This window comes from Mesorhizobium sp. CNPSo 4671 (assembly GCF_057784245.1).
The window spans coordinates 627,506-647,394 of the sequence record NZ_JBWLUW010000002.1; the positions used below are offsets into that span (position 1 = coordinate 627,506).

Genomic DNA, 19,889 nt, shown 5'->3' on the forward strand with positions numbered 1-19,889 from the left:
GGTGTATCACCTCTTCCGCTTCTCCACCTCCGCCTTCCTCAGCAGGAACCGCTGGATCTTGCCGCTCGGCGTCTTCGGCAGCTCCGTCACAAAATCGATCTCGCGCGGATAGGCGTGGGCCGAGAGCCGTTTGCGGACATGCTGCGCCAGTTCCTCGGCAAGCTCGGGGCTGCCGTGGAAGGCGGGCGACAGGATGACGAAGGCCTTGACGATTTCGGTGCGCTGCGGGTCAGGCACGCCGACCACGGCCGCCTCGTTGACGGCGGGATGTTCGATGAGCGCGCTTTCGACGTCGAAGGGGCCGATGCGGTAGCCAGACGAGGTGATGACATCGTCGGCGCGGCCGATGAAGGAGACCGAGCCGTCCGGCTCGTATTCCACCGTGTCGCCCGTGCGGTAGTAGCCGCCCACAATCGCCGGCGTCCGTTCCTGGTGGTAGCCGTCGAACCAGCGCAGCGGCGAGTTGGCGATGTCGACGGCCAGGATGCCGGGCTGGTTGGGACCGAGTTCGCGGCCTTCATCGTCCAGCACAACCATGCGGTAGCCCGGCATGGCGAAGCCGGCGGAGCCCGCGCGTACGGTATGCGCCAGGCCATGATGGTTGTTGACCATCATGCCGTTCTCGGTCTGGCCGTAATGGTCGTGGATCGGCGCATTGAGGTGGGCGTCGAACCAGCGGATCACTTCCGGGTTGAGCGGCTCGCCGGCGCTGCTGACGACGCGCAGCCGGCCTTTTATACGGGCGGCGGCTTCAGGTCCTTCGGCGAGCAACAGGCGGAAGGCGGTGGGCGAGCCGGCAAGGCTGGTGACGCCGAGCCGCTCGATGACGTCATAGGTGCTCTTGGCGGTGAAGGCGCCCTCGTTGAAGGTGGTGGCGATGCCGAGCAGCAAAGGGCCCGTGATGGCGTAATAGAGGCCGTAGGCCCAGCCTGGGTCGGCGATGTTCCAGAAGACGTCGTCGGGGCGCAGCCCGATGGCGTCGCGCATATAGGCGCCGAAGGCGAGCAGCGCACTGAGCGGCACCGGCACGCCCTTGGGCAGGCCCGTCGTGCCCGAGGTCGACATCATCATGAACAGGTCGTCACCCTTGCGCATGACGGGTTCGCAATCGGGGGAAGCGGCGGCGAGGGCGGCGCGGAAATCGATGTCGCCTTGGGGCAAGGCATCGCCGGGACCGAGGATGGTGGCGATCGGCGGGCAGGTCTCGATCTCATCGAGCTTGCCGCGATTGGCCGGATTGGTCACCACCAGCTTGGCCCCGCTGTAGCCCAACCGGTGTTCAATGGCCTTTGGGCCGAAAGCGGTGAACAGCGGCTGGTAGACGGCGCCGATGCGCCAGGTGCCGAGGATGAGCGCAATGAGTTCGGGAATGCGCGGCAGCATGCCGGCGACGACATCGCCGGGACCGACACCCACCTCCTTGAGCAGGTTGGCGACGCGGCCCGACATATCAGCGAGATCTTCGAAGCTGAATTCGCGCAGTTCGCCGCCGGCCGAGATCGCGCGCAGCGCCAGCCGGTTCTCACCGGTGTGGCGGCCGCAGCATTCGACATAGGCGTTGATGCCGGTCGCCGGATCGCCGCGAAGCCTGGCGATCTCATCCTCGATGCGAAAGGCCGCAACGGCGTCTTCGTAGCGCGGCAAGCCGGCTTGTTTGCTGGTCATGTCAGTCCTCCCTGGCGACGCGCCATCTCCCCATGGCGTGCGGTCGCGGCAATAGTGACATTAGATGGCGCCGACGAGCAACGATCGATGCCCTAAAGGTTCGCCTCGGCGAAGATGTGCGCGGCCCAGTCGAGGAAGACGCGCAGGCGCGGCGAGAGCTGGCGGTTCTGCGGGTAGAGCGCCGACAGCGGTGTCGGCGAGGGCGGGTAGTCGGCCAGCACTTCGACCAGCGTGCCCTGAGCAAGGTCCTTCTCGAAGCGATAGCGTGGCGCCTGGATGAGGCCGAGGCCGAGCCGCGCGAGGTCGGCGGCGGTGTCGGAATTGTTGGCGGCGACGCGGCCCGGCAATCGGACCTCGCGCGTCTTGCCGCCAACGGTGAATTCGAAAGGCAGCACCTCGCCGCTGCGCGACGAGACGAAGCCCACCGCCTGGTGGCCGTCGAGCGCGTCGGGGGAGGCGGGTGTGCCGTGGCGTTCGAGATAGGCGGGGCTGGCGCAGGTCATCTCGCGGATCATCCCCAGCCGGCGCATGATCATGCCGCTGTCGGGCGGCTCGCCGACGCGGATGACGCAATCGACGCCCTCGCGCACGAGGTCTACCAGCCGGTCGCTCTGGCCGATCTGCAGGTCGATGCGGGGGTAGCGCCCAAGAAACTCGGGCAGGCGCGGCAAAAGGAACGTGCGGGTGAGCAGCGTGCTGGCGTCGATGCGCAGCAGGCCGAAGGGCTCGGCGTTGCGGAAGGCGGCTTCCGCATCCTCGATCTCGGCCAAGATCGACAGGCAGCGCCGGTAATAGGCCTCGCCGTCCTGCGTGGCGTTCACTTGCCGCGTCGTCCGCTCCAAAAGCCGGGCGCCGAGATGCTCTTCCAGGCGGCGGATCGCCTCCGTCGCGGTTGATCTGGGCAGGCCGAGGTCGGCGGCGGCAGCGGTAAAACTGCGCCGCTCCAGAACGCGAACGAAGAGCCGCATCGTGTCCAGGCGATCCATGGCCTTTGTTCGCAGTTTCCGAATAGTGATGTCAATAGGCGGCTGATTATCCGGAAATTGTCTTGGCCTATATCCGTGTCACTGACAACACGGAGAGACTTCCATGACATCCCAACCAACCAGAACCGCGATCGTGACCGGCGCCTCCAAGGGCATTGGTGCGGCGATCGCACAGCGGCTGGCCCGCGACGGCTTCGCCGTCGTCGTCAACTATGCACGGGGCCGCGCCGAGGCCGAAGCGGTCGTCGGCGCGATCGAAGCCGAAGGCGGCAAGGCGATCGCCGTGCAGGCCGATATTGCCGATCCCACGGGCATCGCCACCCTGTTCGACGCCGGCGAGAAGGCGTTTGGCGGCGTCGACATCCTCGTCAACAATGCCGGCATCATGAAGCTTTCGCCGATCGTCGCGACCGACGACGCCGCGTTCGACACGCAGGTGGCGATCAACCTGGGTGGTGTGTTCCGCGGCATGCGCGAAGGCGCAAGACGCCTGCGCGATGGCGGCCGCATCGTCAATTTCTCCTCGAGCGTCGTCGGCATCTACCAGCCGGGTTACGGCGTCTATGCCGCCACCAAGGCGGGTGTCGAGGCGATGACGCACATCCTCGCCAAAGAGCTTGGCGCGCGCCGCGTCACCGTCAACGCCGTGGCGCCCGGACCGGTCGAGACCGCCTTGTTCACGGACGGCAAGAGCGCGGCGCAGATCGAGGCTACGGCCAAGATGATCCCGCTTGGCCGGCTCGGCCAACCCGACGACATTGCCGGCGTGGTCGCGTTCCTGGCCGGGCCGGACAGTGACTGGGTCAACGGACAAATCATCCGCGCCAATGGCGGCGTGATCTGAAGGAGGCAATGATGAAACAGACAATTTTGATCACCGGCGCCTCCAGCGGTTTTGGCGCGATGACGGCGCGGGCGCTCGCGAGAGCCGGCCACACCGTCTATGCCTCGATGCGCGACCCCTCGGCGCGCGGCGGTGCGGTAGCCGAGATGGAAAAGTTCGCTCGTGACGAGGGCGTGGCGCTGAAGACCATTGCGCTCGACGTCACTTCCGACGCATCGGCGCAAGCGGCGATCCGGCAGATTCTCAGCGAAGCCGGCCGGCTCGATGTGCTGATCCACAATGCCGGGCATATGGGGTTCGGCCCGGCCGAGGCGTTCTCGCCCGAGCAGCTGGCGCAGCTCTATGATGTCAACGTCGTCGGCACGCAGCGCGTCAACCGCGCTGCCCTGCCGCATATGCGGTCTCTCGGCCGGGCCCAGATGATCTGGGTCGGTTCGAGCAGCACGCGCGGCGGCACGCCGCCGTTCCTGGCGCCCTATTTCGCCGCCAAGGCCGGCATGGATGCGCTGGCGCAGAGCTATGCGCTGGAACTCGCCCGCTTCGGCATCGAGACGACGATCGTGGTGCCGGGCGCCTTCACCAAGGGCACCGAGCATTTCCACCACGCGGCGGTACCCGCCAACGCGGCGCGCGCCGACGCCTATTGGTCCGGTCCCTATGCCGGCGCCGACCAGCAGGCACTGAAGGGGCTGGCGTCCCTGGAGCCGGCGGATGCCGATCCTGCCGAGATCGCCCGAGCAATCGTCGACCTTGTGGCCATGCCGCACGGCAGCCGCCCTCTGCGCGTCCACATCGATCCCTCCGACGACGGTGCGGCAATCGTCAACGGCGTTGCCGACCGCGTGCGCGCGCAACTCCTGGAGCGGATTGGCCTTGCCGACCTACTCCATCCCAAAGCCTGAATCCAACCTCAAACAGAAGGAATACGACCATGCCGTTCGCCAACATAAAAGTACCGCAGGCAGCACTCTCCAAGGCGCAGAAGGAAGACCTCATCCACCGGACCACAGCAATGTTCGTCGACTTTTTCGGCGAGGTAGTGCGCCCCACCACGATGGTGCTGGTCGAGGAGATCGCCGACGGCGGCTATGGCCGCGCCGACGAGGTTTTCGTGATACCGGAAGCCTATCGCGCCAAGGAGTAGCTGCTCCGAGTTGATACCCGTCATATGACGACTGGTCGCCGCGGACGCTAACGTCCACTCTGTCCGCGGGCCTGCATGTCGGTTCCCTGAAAACCAATGCCCCCTTTGGGGCGACATGCATCAGGCGGGGGCCAGGTGGACAGCCCCGAGCTGTCCAACTGTCTGGCTCGTGCTTTTGGGTCCACTTCGGGGGACGAGGAAGCAAGTCAAAAAGGTTTGCGCCAGCACCCCCACCCGGACCTTCGGTCCGACCTCCCCACAAGGGGGAGGTAGGGAGCCCAGCTTTTCCACGCCTCTACAAAGTGCGGATGGGCAGGGCGGTTCCTTACCCTCCCCCTTGTGGGGGTCCGAAGGACGGGCGAGACCCGTGGCTCGCCCCGGCAAGTCGCTGCGAAGCAGCGGGGAGGTGGTCTGCGCGGCGCTGCTCAATCCCTCCCAGGCATACCAACCCAGTCAGCCGCCACCTCGGCAAAGAGCCAGTCGCGGAATGCCCTGACCTTTTTCTGGCGCAGCGCGCCTTCTGGATAGACGACGTAGTAACTGGCCGCCGATTTCAGCGCGAGGTCGAAAGGCCGCACCAGCCGCCCGGACGCCAGGTCGGCCGAGACCAGCGCGCTGCGGCCGAGCAGGACGCCTTCACCATGCACTGCGGCCTCGACGGCGAAGGTGGCGGAATCGAAGCGCACGCCGCGTTTGGGGTCGATGCGGTCGACGCAGGCCTGTTGCAGCCATGTCGCCCAGTCGATGCGAAAGGCGTCGTGGATCAATTTGTGATGCCGGAGATCCGCGGGCTGGCGGAGCGGATGGTCGCCGGTCAGCAGCTCCGGGCTGCAGACGGGGAAGACCTCCTCGTCGGCGAGGAATTCCGCCGTCACGCCGGTGTAGCCGCCCTTGCCATAGCGGATGGCGATGTCGATGCCGTCGCTGACGAAATCGGCCAGTACGCCCGATGTCGCCAGCCGCACGTCGATATCGGCATTGGCGCGGTGGAAGCGATGCAGCCTCGGCACCAGCCAGCGGCCGGCGAAGCCATCCGATGTGGAGACGCTCAGGATGCGCGTCGAGCGGTCGGGCGTGGCGGCGATGGTGGCGGTGGCGATCCGGTCGAGCGCCTTGCCGACCTCGACCGCGTAGGCAGCACCGACGGCGGTCAGGCGAACCGACCTTGTCCCGCGATCGAAGAGCTGGATGCCTAGCCTGTCCTCGATGTTGCGGATGGCGCGGCTGACCGCGCCATGGGTGAGGTTGAGCTCCTCCGCTGCCTTGGAGAAACTCAAATGCCGGGCGGCGGCGTCGAAAGCGGGCAAAGCGGTAAGGGGCGGCAGTGTGCGCGGCATGATCTCGATCTGTGAGCGTTGCTCACAAATCCTGCACAAAGAGTCGTTTGTCGTCCAGCCCGGAAATGCCCAATATCAGGGTGTACCGGCGCACAGACATCAAGTTTTCATCCGTCGATGCGCCTGACGACCAGACATAGTGTGAGCAATCGTCATGCTCGCCCCATTGGGGCGGCACGGGTCCGCTTGCGCCCAACGAACAGGAGACTGACATGACCTTAACCCTTGGACCCATCGGCGCCGCGATGAGCGGCCTTGCCATGCGCAGCACCGCAGCGTTCGAGCGCCGCCGTGCGCTGCGCCGGATCTCCCGGCTTTCCGACCGTCGTTTGCATGACATCGGCCTGGAGCGCGACTGGGACGGTTCCATCCTTGGTTATGGGAGGGCGATATGACCAGCACCCTCATCATCGGAGCGACGGGGCTTCTGGGCTCAGAGATGGCGAAGGCCAGCGCGCAGAATGGCGACAGCCTGCATGTCCTGGTCCGGCCGGCAACGTCAGGCAATGAAGAGGGGATGCGCCCATTCCGAGACCTCGGCGCCACGGTGCATGTCGGCGATCTCGACGACTATGACAGCCTTGTGCGCGCCGTCGGCGAGGTGGATCGCGTCATCAGCTCGGTGCATGTCGGCTCGGCCAGCGAGATGACACTGGTGCGCGCCGTGAAAGATGTCGGCGTCTCCCGCTTCGTGCCCTCCGCCGGCTTCGGCCTCGACTTCGCCGCCGCCGCACCCGGCTCGATCGCGCCGCTCGACATCAAGAGAACCGTGTTCGACGCGGTCAGGGATGCCGATCTGCCCTATACGGTGATCTACACCAACGGCTTCTTCTCGACCTGGGTGGCGACGCTGGGCGACCTGACGCGCTTCGGTTCGGCGTCCCTGCCGCCGGATGAGGTCACGGTCTATGGCGACGGCAATGTGCCGGCGACCTTCGTCAGCGAGAAGGACATCGCTGCCGTCACCATGCGCGCGCTGGAGGATCCCGGTGCCGTGCGCCGCGAAATCCGGATTGCGCAGAACAGGATCACGCAGGGCGCGATGATCGATCTCTGGCGCCAGGTCAGCGGCCGCTCACCGCACATCGCGAAGATGAGCGCCGAGGAACTGGAGGCGATGATCGCGGCAGCGCCCGGCCTTGGATTGCTGCGGGCGTTCTGGATCCGCGGCGAGACCGCGCATGCGACGGACACGCCGGAGGCCGGGGTGCTTTATCCGGAGCTGAGGTTTGAGACGATTGAGAGTGCTTTTGTGGCGATGGCGGCGAGGGGTGGAAGGGCTGGGTGAGGGGCTCGCTGAACGGCAAAGGTGATGCCGTAAGGCGCGACGGGGATGGTTGGCATCGCGACGGTGGTTGACCGCGCCGCCCATCCGGCCGATAGGTCCGCGCGACCACTCCGAGACCTGTTATGACCGACCTCAAAGATGTAACCCAGGCCCCCGACTGGCGGGACGATGTCCGCCAGGGCGTGCGCCATGTCCGCGATCTCGACCGGCTGCCGCTGTCGCTGACCGAGCGCGCGGCCGCTCAAGCTGCCGCCGCGCTCCACAAGGTGCGCGCGCCAAAAACCTATCTCGACCTGATCGACTGGAACGACCCGGCCGACCCGATCCGCGCGCAAGTGATCCCGTCGCCTGACGAATTGGTGGAAACGGAGGGAGAGCTTGGCGATCCGATCGCCGACCATGAGTTCAGCCCGGTGCCGCGATTGACGCATCGCCATGCCGACCGGGTGCTTTTGTTCCCGACCTATCAATGCGCGGTCTATTGCCGGTTCTGTTTCCGCAAGGAATCGCTGACCTCGATCGGCCGCGGTTATACGCGCGAGGCGCTGGAGCCGGCGCTGGCTTATATAGCTGATCATCCCGAAATCCGCGAGGTGATCCTGACCGGCGGCGATCCGCTGTCGCTGCCGGACAAGGTGCTGGCCGAAATCTTCGCCCGCATCGAGGCGATCCCGCATGTGCGGCTGCTGCGCATCCACACACGCGTGCCGGTGGTGCTGCCATCGCGCATAACATCCGGGCTGGTCGAGGCGTTGCAGGGAAGGCTGATGGTCACGGTCGTCACCCATTTCAACCACGCGCGCGAGATCACCGATGCCACCGAGACAGCCTGCCGGACGATGCGGCAGGCGGGCTTCGTGCTGCTCAACCAGAGCGTTCTCCTAAAAGGCGTCAACGACAGCGTCGAGGTGCTGGAAGAGCTCTGCCGCGAGCTGATGTACCGGCTGGGCGTAAAACCCTATTACCTGCACCATGGCGATCTGGCGCGCGGCATGGCGCATCGGCGCACCACGATCGCGCAGGGCCAGGCACTGGTGGAAGCGCTCAGGGCGCGCCTGTCCGGCATCTGCAACCCCGTCTATGTGCTCGACCTGCCGGAAGGCGGCGGCAAGGTGCCGCTCGGGCCGTGTCCTGTCGAGGGGCGTGACGGGGACAGCTGGCGGATACGCGGGCTGGACGGCGCGGTGCGGGACTATCGGGAGATCGTGGGCGAATAGGGTGGTGCGCTACTACCGACAAACGCCAGCACCACCACGCGCGGGGCAATGCAGTAGACGAGGCTGGCGCTGCGGCCTGTCGTTGTCGTCGCGCGGCCCGCCTTGAGATCGACGGAGATATCCTCATAGCCCAGCACCTGGCGGTCCAGCGGATAGACGGCCTTGTAGACCGCTTCCTTGGCGGCAAACAGGATCCGGCCGGCAAGAGACTGCTCGGCTGTGTCCATCCGGTCCGCAGCGATTGCAACGAGCGCGAAAATATCATCGGGCAGGGGCAGCGCGGGCTCGACGTCGATGCCGAGCGAGCTGATATCGGCAATTCGCGCGACCGCCGCCACGGCCATGTCGTCGTCATGGGCGAGCGAACCAATTATCCCGGCTGGCCAGACCGGAGCACCGGATGGCGCGCGCGGGATGGCGACGTCCTTGATGCCGATATCGGCCAGCAGCCGGTGTGCGATCCAGCGGGCCGCTCCGCTGGCGCGCCGCATGGCCGGCTGGCGCGCGGGGATGGAACGCGCTTCCTCCGGGAGCAGAAGGGCCTCGTCCGCGTCGCCTATCACCCTGCATCCCGTCCGGACACCTCGGGGAGCGATTGCCGCCATCGCCTCGGTCAACGCGTCTTCGGGCGACCGCGTCAACGGCCATCCCTCAGCAGGACGAGGTCGGCGATCATTTCGCCATCCTCGTCGAGCCCTTCTTCGACGAAACCGGCAGTGCGATAGAGCTGGCGCGCTGCTTCATTCTCGGGTTCATAGCAGATGGAGACGTGGCCGATGTGGCCGAGCCCGGCGATTTCCTTGAGCACTTCACGCAACGCGGCCTTGCCGTAGCCTCTGCCCTGCCAGGCGCGGTCGATCATGAGGCGGTAGATCCGCGCCTCGTCGTCGTCGTGCGGCGCCTCGTACATCAGGAACCCGACGACACGATCCCCGGCCATGATGACGCGCGGCTGCGCGTCCCTGTCGGATCTGGCTTCGCGCAGCGAGTCCGCGTTGCTTGCGACGAAATCCATCTGCTCCGGAGCCAACTGCAGTGCGGTGACCAAAGTGCTGGTGGCCGGGGTCACTGGGGCGATCCGGATGTCGATGGTGCTTCCGGATCGCTCTGCCACGTGACCTCCGATGCTATCGGGCGTCAGGATGACGCCCTGGCCTCCACGATCGGCTCGACGAATCGGTGCAGCTTGGCCGGGTTGCCGCGCCAGATCGAGTTGGGCTCCAGCTCTTCGCCCTTCATCACGAAGGAGTCGGTATCGACAACCGATCCTTTGCCCATGACGACGCCGTAATGGATAAAGGCGGAAGGCCCGAGCGTGCAACCGTCGCCGATGCGGATGAAGTCCGACTTGAACGCACCTTCCTCCAGCGAATGGGCCTGGATGACGCAGCCCTCGTTGAGCGTGGCATCATCGCCGATCTCCACCAGCGAGCGTTCGGTGAGGTTGGCTCCGCCGTCATAGACGCGCTTGCCGACCTTGACGCCCAGCAGGCGCAGGATCATCGGCCGGAACGGCGTGCCGGCGAACAGGCGCACGATCGGCGAATCCGCCAGCTTCCAATGGCGTTCATGGCGCCAGAAAGCGACGTCGTAGATCGTCGTCATTTGCGGCTTCAGCCGGCCGAAACCAAGGCTTGCCCGCTCGACGAAGATGTAGAACGGAATGGTGATCGCCGAGGTCAGGAGCACGGCGACGAAGAGAGCGACCTCCGCCCATTCGGTGTAGTAGTTCAGCGCCCGGTCCCAGATCGCCAGGGTGGCGAACAGCATGACCCATTGCGTTGCCATGAACAGAAGGATCGTCACCAGATTGTGGCGGTTCTTGAACGGGATGCGCTGGCGCCGGTCGGCCTCGTCGACGCCGGCGATGAGTTCCTTGTCGCGGTTGACCATGCGCGGGATTTCAAAGGCAGGCGAACCCAACAGGCCGACATTCTCGCGAAGCGGGCCGTCGATGGGGATCATCACCTTGGTGCCGAGCAGGACGTTGTCGCCCGTGCGGCCATCCGGCGGATAGTAGATGTTGTTGCCGAGATAGTTGCGCTCGCCAATGCGGGTCGGCTCCAGCCGGAACGCCGAGGCGGACTTGTGCACATTGATCATGTACAGGCCGTCCGAGACCATGGTCTCGGTGCCGATCTCGCACAGAAGCGGGTTGTCGTGCTGCTGGTTGGAGCCGAAATTGGAGCCGGTCTGCACCACCTTGTTGAGGTTCCAGCCGATGGCGCGCATGTAGTGGACGATGGCCGAGCTGTCGCCGAACAGCAGCCCCAGCACACGCGAATTGCTGGAGAATTCGGAGACGGTCTGCAGCCAGTAGCGGAAGCCATAGAGCGTATAGGTGCGGCCGGGCTTCAGGATCAGGCTGAAAACGCGCGGCAGGACGGTGGCGGCGAAAAAGGCCACGGCGATATAGCCGAACAGCGTGACCGTGGTGCCGATGGCGACAAGACCGATCGTCTCCTGATAGTCGTCGCCGACATATTCCCAATAGCTGTGGAACAGCAGCGGCAGCGGGGTGACGACGGCGAACAGCAGGAACAGCTGAACGGCCTCGTAGAGGAAACGCCGGACCTCGTAAGGGTTCGCGGTGCGCACCTTGCAATAGTCGGCCGTGGTCGGCACGGCCGGCGATCCGTGCCAGTGCTCGCCATCCGGAATGCTTTGCCCGCGCTGCAGCGAGGACGAGTGGCCGAGCTGGCCGCCGTTGCCGATCGAGGTGTCGATGTCGAGCGTCGAGCCGACGCCGACGAAGGCATCGCGACCGATGCTCAGCGGCCCGGTGTGGATATAGCCGGCCTGCGCCCGATAGCCGAGGATCATCGATTCCTTGCGCAGGATGGTGTTGGCGCCGATCGAAATGAGATCCGTGCAGACGGGCACGGATTTGGATTCGATGACGGCATTGTGCCCGAGCTTGGTGCCCAGCAGCTGCAGATAGATGCTGTAGAGCGGGCTGCCGCGGAACAGCACGACGGGCGCCGAGCGGATCAGCGTCTTGACGACCCAGAAGCGATAGTAGCGCCATCCCCAGATGGGAAATGCTTCAGCCTTCCAGCGGCCGATGAGCAGCCATTTCGCGGCAACGGCAAAGCCGGACATGCCGAAAAACACGCCGGTCGAGAGCGCCACGCACCTGATATAAAGCTGCAGCGGTTCGTCGAGTGCGTCGTAGACCCAGTCGAGACCGTGGTTGAGGACCCACAGCGCGGCATAGCTGTAGACAAGGTAGAACGAAAGCTGGCCCGCGCCGCAGCTCCAGTAGGCAAAGTTCGAGGCCTGGCGGGTGAGGACAGGCTCGTTGGTGGCCGTCGTCATCTCTTCCGCCACGCTCAGATGCTTGGCCAGGCGCGCGACCGTCGGATAGAGATAGATGTCGCGCATGGACGTCGTCGCCCATTCCTTGCGGGTGCGCACACGGGCGCAGAAATGCGCCATCAGCAGCGAGTTGGCGCCGAGATCGTCGAAGAAATTGTCCTCGACCGACACCGCGTCGAATTTCAGCACAGCGGCCAGCGCGTCGGCCAGGAAAATTTCGTCGTCATTGCCGGGCGCAACCATGGCGCGGTCGGCCGAAAGCCTGGTGCTTGTCGGCTTCGGCAGCTGGCGAAGGTCGACCTTGTTCGACACCGTCATCGGGATTGCCGGCAGTTCCTCCAGATAGGAGGGCACCATGTAGTCCGGCAGGCGCCGCTTCATCGTCTGGGCGAGATCGGCGCGCGAGAGCGCCGGCGCTCCGGCCTTGGCTGCGTAGTAGGCGACGAGCTCGACACGCCCGGGCTCGATCTCCCAGGTGGTGACGGCGGCCTGCGCGATCTCAGGCTGGTCGAGCAGCACCGCCTCGATCTCACCGAGCTCGATGCGGTAGCCGCGGATCTTCACCTGGGTATCGATACGCCCGGCATATTCGATCTCGCCATCGGCGTTGATCCGGCCAAGGTCGCCCGTGCGGTAGATGCGCTTCGACGGGTTGTTCGGCAGGCCGAGGAAATCGGGGATGAACTTCTGTTCGGTCAGGTCTTGCCTGTTGAGATAGCCGACCGCGAGCCCGATGCCGGCGATGCCGATCTCGCCCAGTTCGCCAGGCTCGGCGAGCTCCGGCAGCGAAGCGTCGAGAATGACGATGGAATAGGTGGGCAGCGGCGCACCGATGGTGACGGGCTTTTCCGGCGTCAGCGCGCCCATAGTCGCCGTGACGGTCGCTTCGGTCGGGCCGTAGGTGTTGAGGATCTGCCGCCCCGGCTTCGACCAGCGCACCACCAGATTGTGCGGGCAGGCCTCGCCGCCGACCAGGAGCGTGCGCAGGCTAGGCACGTCAGATGTCATCGACGACAGCAGCGTCGGGCTGCAGGCCATGCAGGTGACGTCATGAAGACGCAGGAAATCGGCGAGTTCCTCGCCGACGAGCGGCATCTGGCCGGGTGCGGGCACCACGGTCGCGCCGGCGACGAACGGCACCCAGATCTCTTCGGAGGAGAAGTCGAAGGCAATCGTCATGCCCTGGTAGACGCGATCGCCCGGCCGGTAGCCGTAGGATGCGGCGGCGACGCGGATGAAGTTGACAAAGCTCTGGTGGCGGATGGCCACGCCCTTCGGCCTGCCGGTCGTGCCCGACGTGTAGAGGATATAGCAGATGTCTTCGACTGCAGCGGGGGCCGGCGCCTTGTGCGGCTTCAGGGGCGCGTCGGACTGTTTGGAGATCTCGGCGGCGGCGCTGTCGATCAGCACAAGCGGAACCGGCAACTGGTCGGCCCGCGAGGCATAGGTGGCGATGGTGACGACCAGGCTGACGTTGGCGTCCTCGATGATCAGCGCCATGCGCTCTTGCGGAAAGGCGGTGGCCAGCGGCACGAAAGCGGCGCCTGCCTTCACCACGGCGAGCAAGGCGACATAGGTTTCCGCTGAGCGGTCGAGAATAAGTCCGACCCGGTCACCCGGCCGCACGCCGCGCCTGACCAGCAGGCGGGCGAACTGGTTGGCCCGCCTGTCGAGCTCCTGATAGGTCCAGACACGTCCTTCGGAGATCACCGCCGGCAGGGTGGCGAATGTTTCGGCGAGTTGTTCGAAGACCGCATCGAGCCGCTCGCCGGGCTGACCTGCCCGGGCGAAGTCGGCGCCGGTCAGAATCTGGCCGTGCGTGGCAAGGGACCGCTGAGCATTCCTGATAAGCGCATCGACGCTTGCGGCGCTGGTTTCGGGCTCTCCGTCCAGTCTTGCCGTGTCCCTGTCGAGTGCGGCGATATCGACACCGTGATCCATTTCCAAACTTTCTCGTCCTGACCCAGCATTGCCGAGCGCGTCATGCCGCCGTGTCGGTAGACAGTTTTGGCTGCGCCGCCGCCGCGATTTGTGCGTCTGTGCGGCGGCCGATTCCCGGCTGTTGGGGGATGCTTATGCCATCCGATCTTTTCGGCAGTTTTTCCGAACTGTTGAATATTGTTTCTGAAGTGTGTCTGGGCGGGACATTGTGAACTGGGGAGGGGCTGGTGGAGCCGGCCTGCGCTTGCCGTGCAAACCCGGTGTTGTCGCGGCTCGGCAACCATGCCTATGCTGCGCCGTTCGCGGAGGATCGTGGCGGATGGCGACGGCAGGCAACGGTCAAGAGCCGGGCGGGGCGCTCGCGGATCGCGGGGTCCCGCGCTCCGTGCTGGATTCAGCGGGCCTGGCGCCCAGCCAGGCCATCGCGCTGTGGCAGGAGAACATGAGTTTCTTCTACGACGTTCGCCTGCGCAATGGTGGCGACGATCGGTTCCATGTCCATGCGGAAGCGTTTGATTTCGGCGAGATCGCGCTCAGTTCGTACCGATGCGTCGCGCAGAACTTCGACCGCTCGCGCGCCCGCATCGGACGCGACGGCCTTGACCAGATCACCGTGCAGCTCTGCCTGCGCGGCAGCCACGGCCGGCGCGATGGCGGACCGGATGAAAAGGCCTGCCCGGGCGACCTGATCGTCTCCGACCTGGCGCAGGCCCAGTCGACAGGGACGTCCGGTATCGACAGCCTCAACCTGACCATGCCGCGTCGCCTGCTGGCGCCGCTTCTGAAGGCGCCCGACGAGCACAATCTGCGCGTCATCCCGGGCAACGCGCCTTTGACGGCGCTGCTGCGCGGCCATCTGCTCAGCCTCTACCAGGCCGCGCCGGCCATGAGCGGCAGGGATGCCGAGGCGGTGACCAGGCCGACCCTGGAACTCGCCGCCGCGGCGATCAATTCGACCGTGGCGGAGGAAAACGCCATTTCGGTGCAACTGGCGCTGAGCGGCGAAATCCGCCGCCATATCGACAGGCACATCAGCGGCCGGGACCTCGCCGCCGAAATGATAGCCGCGCTGTTCGGCATCTCGACGCGCAAGCTCTATTATATGTTCGAGCCGCATGGCGGCCTCTCCAGATACATCCAGGAGGAGAGGCTGCGCCGCTGCCGCGCCGAACTTGTCGATCCCGGCCGTAGGCACGAAGCCATTGGCGAGATCGCCGGCCGCTACGGTTTCGCTCACCGCAAGAGTTTTGTCCGCGCCTTCCGGCGTTCCTTCGACATGACGCCGCGCGAGATGCGGGCGCTTGCCGCGGAGGGCCGCGGCCTGGCCCGCGGGCATGGCGCCAACCGCAGCCTATGGCATTGGATCCGCGAACTCCGCTGAAGCCCGGACAGCAGACAATCCGATGCCGATCTTGCGCCTGTGGCCACATTCCTTGCGCCTGCCGCCACTTTTGCGCGGAGCGTCCACATAGGCCTTGAACTGTCCCTGTCGCCCGCACGAAAACCCCAGGGGAAGAACGGGGATCGAACGCAGGTGTCCAGCCCGGACAATGTCATCGTCCTGTCCACGGACGAGATTGCCGATCGCGAGCGCGAAGAAGCCGTGCGCGAATTCTACGGCCGCATCTGCATGCGGCTGGACCTCGCCCCGCTGGAGGGCGGCGCACTGCGTCTGAGCGCCACCACGCTTCTGCTGCCTGGGGTGAGCGTGGCCGAGGGCAAGGTTGCGCCGATGGCCTGGGAACGCACGGCAGCGCTGCGGCAGGATGCCAATGACGACCTCGTCGTGTCCTGGATCGCCGGCGGCTGGGCTTTTGACACGCCAAGCCATGGAACGGTGGAGACACCGGCCGGCGCGCCCTGCATCATGCCGATGGACCGGCGCTGGCGCGCCAGGGCGCCGAACGGCGAGTGGACCATCTGCGCCCGCTTTGCCAGGTCGACGCTGGAGCCGCTGGTGCGCCATGTCGGCGATCTCAGGCCCGATGCGATCAACCCCGCCACGCCGGAGGCGCGGCTTCTGCTGGCCTATCTCGGCGCGGTGGCGCGCGGCGGGATGAGCGCCGGGTTGGCGCCACTGGCGGCCCAGCACATTGCCGATCTGTTCGCGGCCGCGGTCGGCGCCAGCCGCGAGGTCAGCGAGGTGATCGCCGGGCGCGGCGTCCGCGCCGCGCGCATCGAGGCCATCAAGCGCTACATCGAGGAGAATCTGCACAAAGCGCGGCTGTCGGCGGAGATGGCGGCAAGGGGCCTCGGCATCAGCCCGCGCTACATCAGGCGGCTTTTCGCCGAGGAGGGGCAGGGCTTTTCCGACTATGTCATGCAAAGGCGGCTGGAGCGGATCCACCGGCAGCTCGCCAGCCCGCTTTTCGCCGCGCGGCCGATCGCCGATCTCGCCTTCGAGGCGGGACTGGTCGAGCCGTCGACCTTCTACCGGCAGTTCCGCTCGCGCTATCGCATGACGCCTTCCGAGGTGCGCGCCGGCCTGGCGCAGTGAGGCGCCTGTTCCGCCAGTGCCATGCGCCTGTGCCGCCAGTGCGATACGCCCATGGCTTTGCATCCGCATAGTCGCGCCGGCGGACGCGCTGCATGAGGCATGCGCGGGAACGGAGGCTGGGCGGCCGGGCCTCCGTGACATCGGGAAAACTGGCCACAGGAGGCAACAATGCGTGCGGCGAAAAGATTGATATTCGGGATCTCGGTTTTCTGCGCCCTTCTTCCTACCGAGGTCTTCGCGGCCTACAAATGCTGGAATCCGGCGATCTGCAAGGCGGTCTGCGGCGCCGAGATCTGCGGCAAGATCAGCGCCAGCAATCGCGACATGAAGACGCTGGACCAGGGCGGGTCCGGCCAACTCGCCGCGTCCAGCGGCGGCTCATCTTCCGGCACCAGTTCCAAGAAAACCTACACCTGTTCGAACCCGGCGATCTGCATCGCGGTCTGCGGCAAGAAGACCTGTCCGTAGGCGGACCGGTCTGGCGCATCCTTGAAGGCGTCGGTGCGCTGCGCCGGCGCCTTTTGTGTGTCTAGGTCGCGCCTATTGGGCTCTGCCAAGGTTGCGTTCATCAAGCCCTGCTTCCCCTTCCAAAAAAATCTCGCCACCCCCGGGAATAAAGCACCGCCTTGCCGGGTCTTCCCTTCAGCGGGGCCAAACTGCCGGCCCGCGACCCGGAGAAACGAAACAAGGATTTGTCAAATGACCAAGCTCGCTCTCGGCGTGGCTGCGATGTTGCTTGCCTCGAGTGCTGCCTTTGCCGGCAGCGATCATTTCGGTGGCAACACTGGAAACCAGCCTGTCGCTTCCGTCGACACCAATGCCACCGCTTCGATCCCCTACACCGCGCACCAGAACGGCGTCGACACCAAGGTGACGACCGGACCGAGCCAGGAATCGGTGCAGGACATCATCAACCGGCACAACGACCAAGGCCTCTGGGGCCGCTGAGCGCGCCTTCAAGCAATCGCTCAACAACAGGAGCCATCGATATGAAAAACATCGCTCTCACCGCCGCCGCCATCCTCGTGGCCACCACCAGCGCCTTCGCCGGCAGCGATCATTTTGGCGACCGCACCGTCAATCCGGCGGCCGCCTCCGTCGACAACACCTACACCGCCTCGATCCGCAAGCCGGACATGGTTCGGCACGGCATGCAGGCAACGACCAAAACTGATGCGGACGAACCAGGCCAGGGCATCTGGGGCAACTGAGTTCAGGGGTTGGGACAGCCTCGAGGTCCCGACCCGGTCCGCGATCAGGACGGAGGGCCATGTGGCGTGGCCCTCCGTCGCTCCTTCCGCGATTTCTTGACGCCACCGCAACCCACAGGAGACCACACAATGTTCAGCATGACACGCCGCACAGTGCTTCAATCCGCCGCCGCCGCCGCCGCTTTCGGCCTTGCCGGCAAGCTTGAGTTCACCCGCCCTGCTTTCGCAGAGACACCGGTGGAGCCGACCGTCGGCTTCTACAAATATACGGTCGGCGACATCGAGGTCACCGCCATCTATGACGGCATCTGGAAGAAGCCGCACGACCCGGCCTTCATCAAGGATGTCTCGGTCGACGAGACCAAGGCAGCACTCGCCAAGGCCGGGCTGACCACCGACTTCATGCCCATTCCGCTCACCGTCGTCGTGCTCAAGATGGGTGGAAAACTGATCATGATGGATGCCGGCTCGGGCGTCGGCCAATGGCAGGCCAATGCCACGCACCTGCCGGCCAACATGGCCGCCGCCGGCATCGACTACAAGGCGATCGACACCATCATGATCTCGCATTTCCATCCCGACCACGTCTGGGGCCTGATGGAGAAGGGCACCAACACGCCGGTGTTCCCCAATGCCGAGCTCATCGTCAACGCCACCGAATACAATTGGTGGACCGACCCCAGCCGGCTGGCCAAACTGCCCGAGGGCCGCAAGCCGGCAGGCAAGCGCATCGCCGAGAACTTTCCGAAATGGAAGAACTGGAAGCTGGTTCAGGACGGTGCGGAAGTCACGCCCGGCATCCAGATCATCGCGGCCCCCGGCCATACGCCCGGCCATTCGGTCTACCTCGCCAATTCCGGCAAGGAGCAACTGATGATCTCGGCCGACACCATGTATGTGCCCGCACTTCTGGCTCCGCATCCGGAATGGCAGGGCGCCTACGACCAGGATGGGCCGACCGCGATCACCACGCGCCACAAGCTCATCGACCGGGTGATCGCGGACAACATCCGCATTTCCGGTTCGCACTTCCCGTTCCCGGGCACCGGCGTCTTCGTCAAGGACGGCAATGCCTATGGCTTCACGCCGGTTCAGGTTTGAACGCGGCAACCCAAACCAAGCGAGAAAGACAATGAAACAGTCCCTTTTGGGCAGAAACGCCCTGTTCGGCCTGCTCGGTGCCGTTGCCGTGCTGACCGTCGTTCCCGTCGCGACGATCATGCCGGCCTATGCGGTGGATGACATAGAGGGCGCGGACGCGCCCGACCTCACCGCCGTCCAGGCCAAGATCGCCGCCAAGGACTACAAGGGCGCGCTGGCCGAACTGCGAGACCTCGCGCAGGACAATCAGCAGGCCGACGTCTACAACCTGCTCGGCTTCACGCTGCGCAAGACCGGCGACGTCACCACCGCGCTGACCTACTACAACAAGGCGCTGGAGCTGAAGCCCGACCACAAGGCCGCCCGCGAATATCTGGGCGAGCTCTATGTCGAGACCGGCGACATGGACAAGGCCAAGGCGCAGCTGGCCTCGCTGCAGAAACTCTGCCCCGCCGGCTGCGACGAGCTGTCCGACCTGCAGAAAGCCATCGACACCAAGGTGACGCAGTAGACCCAAGCGCCTTTCCTCTCCCCCACGAACGTGGGGGAGAGGTGGCTCGGCGAAGCCGAGACGGAGTGGGGGCCTGGCACTGACCTAACCCCTCACGCCAATCCCAGTTTGGGCGCTCGTGGCTGGCGCCCATTGCCGGAGCCGGCGCCTCTCCCTCGAGCCGGCTCCGGCCTTTTCGAACATCACGTCAGGCAAGCGCCGTTCCCGCGCGCCTACGGCGGGCGGCGCTTGCCTCATGCTAAAAAATGGAGGCTGACCCCATGACACCGAACGACGTCGCCGCGAAGCTCACCGGCCTCGCCACGAAATACCACATCAGGGACGTGACCCTGCTTGCCGGCCGCCTGCTTATGTCCTTCATCTTCCTGCATGAGGGCGTGACGCTGGCCACCCATTTCGACGCCGCCGCCAAAGCGATGGCAGCACTTGGCGTCGGCCTGCCGCTGTTCATCGCCACCATCGCGCTGCAACTGGGGGCAGGGTTTTCCGTCGCATCAGGCTTGCTGACGCGGCTGGGCGGCATCGGGCTCGGCCTGTTCTGCCTGGCCACCGCCTTGTTGTTCCACACCAACCTCTCCAGCCAGAACGAGCTGCTGCATTTCGAAAAGGATCTGGCCATTTCAGGCGGCATGTTCGTGCTGGCCGCCGTCGGCGCCGGCAGGCTGTCGCTGGACTGGCTGCTGGCCCGCACCCTGCAAAAGCGTGAGCGCGACAAGGAGATGGTCAAGGCATTGCTGGCGGTGGAGAACGAGTTCTCGGTGGATGTGCGGTTGCCGGTTTGAGGCACCTTCGCCAAACGCTCGCCCGCTGGAACCAGTCCCGACGCTCC

At 65.5% G+C, this 19,889-nt stretch carries 20 protein-coding genes; 14 read left to right on the forward strand and 6 right to left on the reverse strand.

Features of this window, described 5'->3' with window-relative positions; all coding sequences use genetic code 11:
• Nucleotides 1-6: 6 nt before the first annotated feature.
• Together AC04SF_RS07555 and AC04SF_RS07560 are read right to left on the reverse strand one after the other, a co-directional pair.
• The gene (locus AC04SF_RS07555; RefSeq protein ID WP_488477214.1) at nt 7-1,665 is read right to left on the reverse strand and encodes an acyl-CoA synthetase; all 1,659 of its coding nucleotides are present in this window, start codon (nt 1,663-1,665) and stop codon (nt 7-9) included.
• A 92-nt stretch (nt 1,666-1,757) separates the two neighbouring features.
• Nucleotides 1,758-2,651 (reverse strand): LysR family transcriptional regulator, encoded by an 894-nt coding sequence (locus tag AC04SF_RS07560; RefSeq protein WP_488477215.1) that lies wholly within the window; start codon nt 2,649-2,651, stop codon nt 1,758-1,760.
• 103 nt (nt 2,652-2,754) lie between these two features.
• Here AC04SF_RS07560 and AC04SF_RS07565 point away from each other — a divergent pair, with 103 nt between their 5' ends.
• The 3 genes from AC04SF_RS07565 to AC04SF_RS07575 are packed head-to-tail and all read left to right on the forward strand — an operon-like array spanning nt 2,755 to nt 4,639.
• Nucleotides 2,755-3,495: an SDR family oxidoreductase gene (locus tag AC04SF_RS07565; RefSeq protein WP_488477216.1), complete on the forward strand. Its 741-nt coding sequence runs from the start codon at nt 2,755-2,757 to the stop codon at nt 3,493-3,495.
• Between the two features lie 8 nt (nt 3,496-3,503).
• On the forward strand, nt 3,504-4,397 hold the full coding sequence (locus AC04SF_RS07570) for an SDR family oxidoreductase (RefSeq protein WP_488477217.1): 894 nt from the start codon (nt 3,504-3,506) through the stop codon (nt 4,395-4,397).
• A 29-nt stretch (nt 4,398-4,426) separates the two neighbouring features.
• The gene (locus AC04SF_RS07575) at nt 4,427-4,639 is read left to right on the forward strand and encodes a tautomerase family protein (RefSeq protein WP_488477218.1); all 213 of its coding nucleotides are present in this window, start codon (nt 4,427-4,429) and stop codon (nt 4,637-4,639) included.
• A 425-nt stretch (nt 4,640-5,064) separates the two neighbouring features.
• Here the strand turns inward: AC04SF_RS07575 and AC04SF_RS07580 are convergent, their stop codons facing one another.
• Nucleotides 5,065-5,976, reverse strand: coding sequence for a transcriptional regulator GcvA (locus AC04SF_RS07580; RefSeq protein WP_488477219.1), 912 nt, complete (start codon nt 5,974-5,976; stop codon nt 5,065-5,067).
• 212 nt (nt 5,977-6,188) lie between these two features.
• Between AC04SF_RS07580 and AC04SF_RS07585 the strand changes: the two genes are divergently transcribed.
• The 3 genes from AC04SF_RS07585 (at nt 6,189) to AC04SF_RS07595 (ending at nt 8,481) form a co-directional block, all read left to right on the forward strand.
• Entirely contained in the window at nt 6,189-6,371 is a 183-nt protein-coding gene (locus AC04SF_RS07585; RefSeq protein ID WP_488477220.1) for a YjiS-like domain-containing protein, read from the forward strand.
• Nucleotides 6,368-7,264 (forward strand): NmrA family NAD(P)-binding protein, encoded by an 897-nt coding sequence (locus AC04SF_RS07590; protein ID WP_488477221.1) that lies wholly within the window; start codon nt 6,368-6,370, stop codon nt 7,262-7,264. The genes AC04SF_RS07585 and AC04SF_RS07590 overlap by 4 nt, the downstream gene beginning before the upstream one ends.
• A 122-nt stretch (nt 7,265-7,386) precedes the next feature.
• Nucleotides 7,387-8,481 (forward strand): KamA family radical SAM protein, encoded by a 1,095-nt coding sequence (locus AC04SF_RS07595; RefSeq protein WP_488477222.1) that lies wholly within the window; start codon nt 7,387-7,389, stop codon nt 8,479-8,481.
• Here the strand turns inward: AC04SF_RS07595 and AC04SF_RS07600 are convergent.
• From AC04SF_RS07600 to AC04SF_RS07610, 3 genes are read right to left on the reverse strand one after another with little or no spacing between them, the layout of a single operon-like run.
• A complete protein-coding gene (locus AC04SF_RS07600; protein WP_488477223.1) occupies nt 8,457-9,122 on the reverse strand; it encodes a 4'-phosphopantetheinyl transferase family protein in 666 nt (221 codons plus the stop codon). The genes AC04SF_RS07595 and AC04SF_RS07600 overlap by 25 nt on opposite strands.
• On the reverse strand, nt 9,119-9,595 hold the full coding sequence (locus AC04SF_RS07605; RefSeq protein WP_488477224.1) for a GNAT family N-acetyltransferase: 477 nt from the start codon (nt 9,593-9,595) through the stop codon (nt 9,119-9,121). The genes AC04SF_RS07600 and AC04SF_RS07605 overlap by 4 nt, the downstream gene beginning before the upstream one ends.
• Nucleotides 9,596-9,618: 23 nt before the next feature.
• Nucleotides 9,619-13,740, reverse strand: a complete 4,122-nt coding sequence (locus tag AC04SF_RS07610; protein ID WP_488477225.1) for a Pls/PosA family non-ribosomal peptide synthetase — start codon at nt 13,738-13,740, stop codon at nt 9,619-9,621.
• A 319-nt stretch (nt 13,741-14,059) separates the two neighbouring features.
• Between AC04SF_RS07610 and AC04SF_RS07615 the strand changes: the two genes are divergently transcribed.
• The 8 genes from AC04SF_RS07615 (at nt 14,060) to AC04SF_RS07650 (ending at nt 19,842) form a co-directional block, all read left to right on the forward strand.
• Entirely contained in the window at nt 14,060-15,121 is a 1,062-nt protein-coding gene (locus AC04SF_RS07615; protein WP_488477226.1) for a helix-turn-helix domain-containing protein, read from the forward strand.
• 153 nt (nt 15,122-15,274) lie between these two features.
• Nucleotides 15,275-16,237, forward strand: a complete 963-nt coding sequence (locus tag AC04SF_RS07620) for an AraC family transcriptional regulator (protein WP_488477227.1) — start codon at nt 15,275-15,277, stop codon at nt 16,235-16,237.
• 168 nt (nt 16,238-16,405) lie between these two features.
• Nucleotides 16,406-16,705: a hypothetical protein gene (locus tag AC04SF_RS07625; RefSeq protein ID WP_488477228.1), complete on the forward strand. Its 300-nt coding sequence runs from the start codon at nt 16,406-16,408 to the stop codon at nt 16,703-16,705.
• Nucleotides 16,706-16,936: 231 nt separating this feature from the next.
• A complete protein-coding gene (locus AC04SF_RS07630; RefSeq protein WP_488477229.1) occupies nt 16,937-17,185 on the forward strand; it encodes a DUF680 domain-containing protein in 249 nt (82 codons plus the stop codon).
• A 41-nt stretch (nt 17,186-17,226) separates the two neighbouring features.
• Entirely contained in the window at nt 17,227-17,448 is a 222-nt protein-coding gene (locus tag AC04SF_RS07635; RefSeq protein WP_202353354.1) for a DUF680 domain-containing protein, read from the forward strand.
• Nucleotides 17,449-17,577: 129 nt separating this feature from the next.
• Nucleotides 17,578-18,549 (forward strand): MBL fold metallo-hydrolase, encoded by a 972-nt coding sequence (locus AC04SF_RS07640; RefSeq protein ID WP_488477230.1) that lies wholly within the window; start codon nt 17,578-17,580, stop codon nt 18,547-18,549.
• A gap of 31 nt (nt 18,550-18,580) precedes the next feature.
• The gene (locus tag AC04SF_RS07645) at nt 18,581-19,060 is read left to right on the forward strand and encodes a tetratricopeptide repeat protein (protein WP_488477231.1); all 480 of its coding nucleotides are present in this window, start codon (nt 18,581-18,583) and stop codon (nt 19,058-19,060) included.
• Between the two features lie 260 nt (nt 19,061-19,320).
• Entirely contained in the window at nt 19,321-19,842 is a 522-nt protein-coding gene (locus AC04SF_RS07650; RefSeq protein WP_488477232.1) for a DoxX family protein, read from the forward strand.
• Nucleotides 19,843-19,889 lie beyond the last annotated feature (47 nt).

Bases quoted from the DNA above. Each gene is read 5' to 3' on its own strand.
- AC04SF_RS07555 (WP_488477214.1), bottom strand. From the start codon at position 1,665: ATGACCAGCAAACAAGCCGGCTTGCCGCGCTACGAAGACGCCGTTGCG.
- AC04SF_RS07560 (WP_488477215.1), bottom strand. From the start codon at position 2,651: ATGGATCGCCTGGACACGATGCGGCTCTTCGTTCGCGTTCTGGAGCGG.
- AC04SF_RS07565 (WP_488477216.1), top strand. From the start codon at position 2,755: ATGACATCCCAACCAACCAGAACCGCGATCGTGACCGGCGCCTCCAAG.
- AC04SF_RS07570 (WP_488477217.1), top strand. From the start codon at position 3,504: ATGATGAAACAGACAATTTTGATCACCGGCGCCTCCAGCGGTTTTGGC.
- AC04SF_RS07575 (WP_488477218.1), top strand. From the start codon at position 4,427: ATGCCGTTCGCCAACATAAAAGTACCGCAGGCAGCACTCTCCAAGGCG.
- AC04SF_RS07580 (WP_488477219.1), bottom strand. From the start codon at position 5,976: ATGCCGCGCACACTGCCGCCCCTTACCGCTTTGCCCGCTTTCGACGCC.
- AC04SF_RS07585 (WP_488477220.1), top strand. From the start codon at position 6,189: ATGACCTTAACCCTTGGACCCATCGGCGCCGCGATGAGCGGCCTTGCC.
- AC04SF_RS07590 (WP_488477221.1), top strand. From the start codon at position 6,368: ATGACCAGCACCCTCATCATCGGAGCGACGGGGCTTCTGGGCTCAGAG.
- AC04SF_RS07595 (WP_488477222.1), top strand. From the start codon at position 7,387: ATGACCGACCTCAAAGATGTAACCCAGGCCCCCGACTGGCGGGACGAT.
- AC04SF_RS07610 (WP_488477225.1), bottom strand. From the start codon at position 13,740: ATGGATCACGGTGTCGATATCGCCGCACTCGACAGGGACACGGCAAGA.
- AC04SF_RS07615 (WP_488477226.1), top strand. From the start codon at position 14,060: ATGGCGACGGCAGGCAACGGTCAAGAGCCGGGCGGGGCGCTCGCGGAT.
- AC04SF_RS07625 (WP_488477228.1), top strand. From the start codon at position 16,406: ATGCGTGCGGCGAAAAGATTGATATTCGGGATCTCGGTTTTCTGCGCC.
- AC04SF_RS07630 (WP_488477229.1), top strand. From the start codon at position 16,937: ATGACCAAGCTCGCTCTCGGCGTGGCTGCGATGTTGCTTGCCTCGAGT.
- AC04SF_RS07635 (WP_202353354.1), top strand. From the start codon at position 17,227: ATGAAAAACATCGCTCTCACCGCCGCCGCCATCCTCGTGGCCACCACC.
- AC04SF_RS07640 (WP_488477230.1), top strand. From the start codon at position 17,578: ATGTTCAGCATGACACGCCGCACAGTGCTTCAATCCGCCGCCGCCGCC.
- AC04SF_RS07645 (WP_488477231.1), top strand. From the start codon at position 18,581: ATGAAACAGTCCCTTTTGGGCAGAAACGCCCTGTTCGGCCTGCTCGGT.
- AC04SF_RS07650 (WP_488477232.1), top strand. From the start codon at position 19,321: ATGACACCGAACGACGTCGCCGCGAAGCTCACCGGCCTCGCCACGAAA.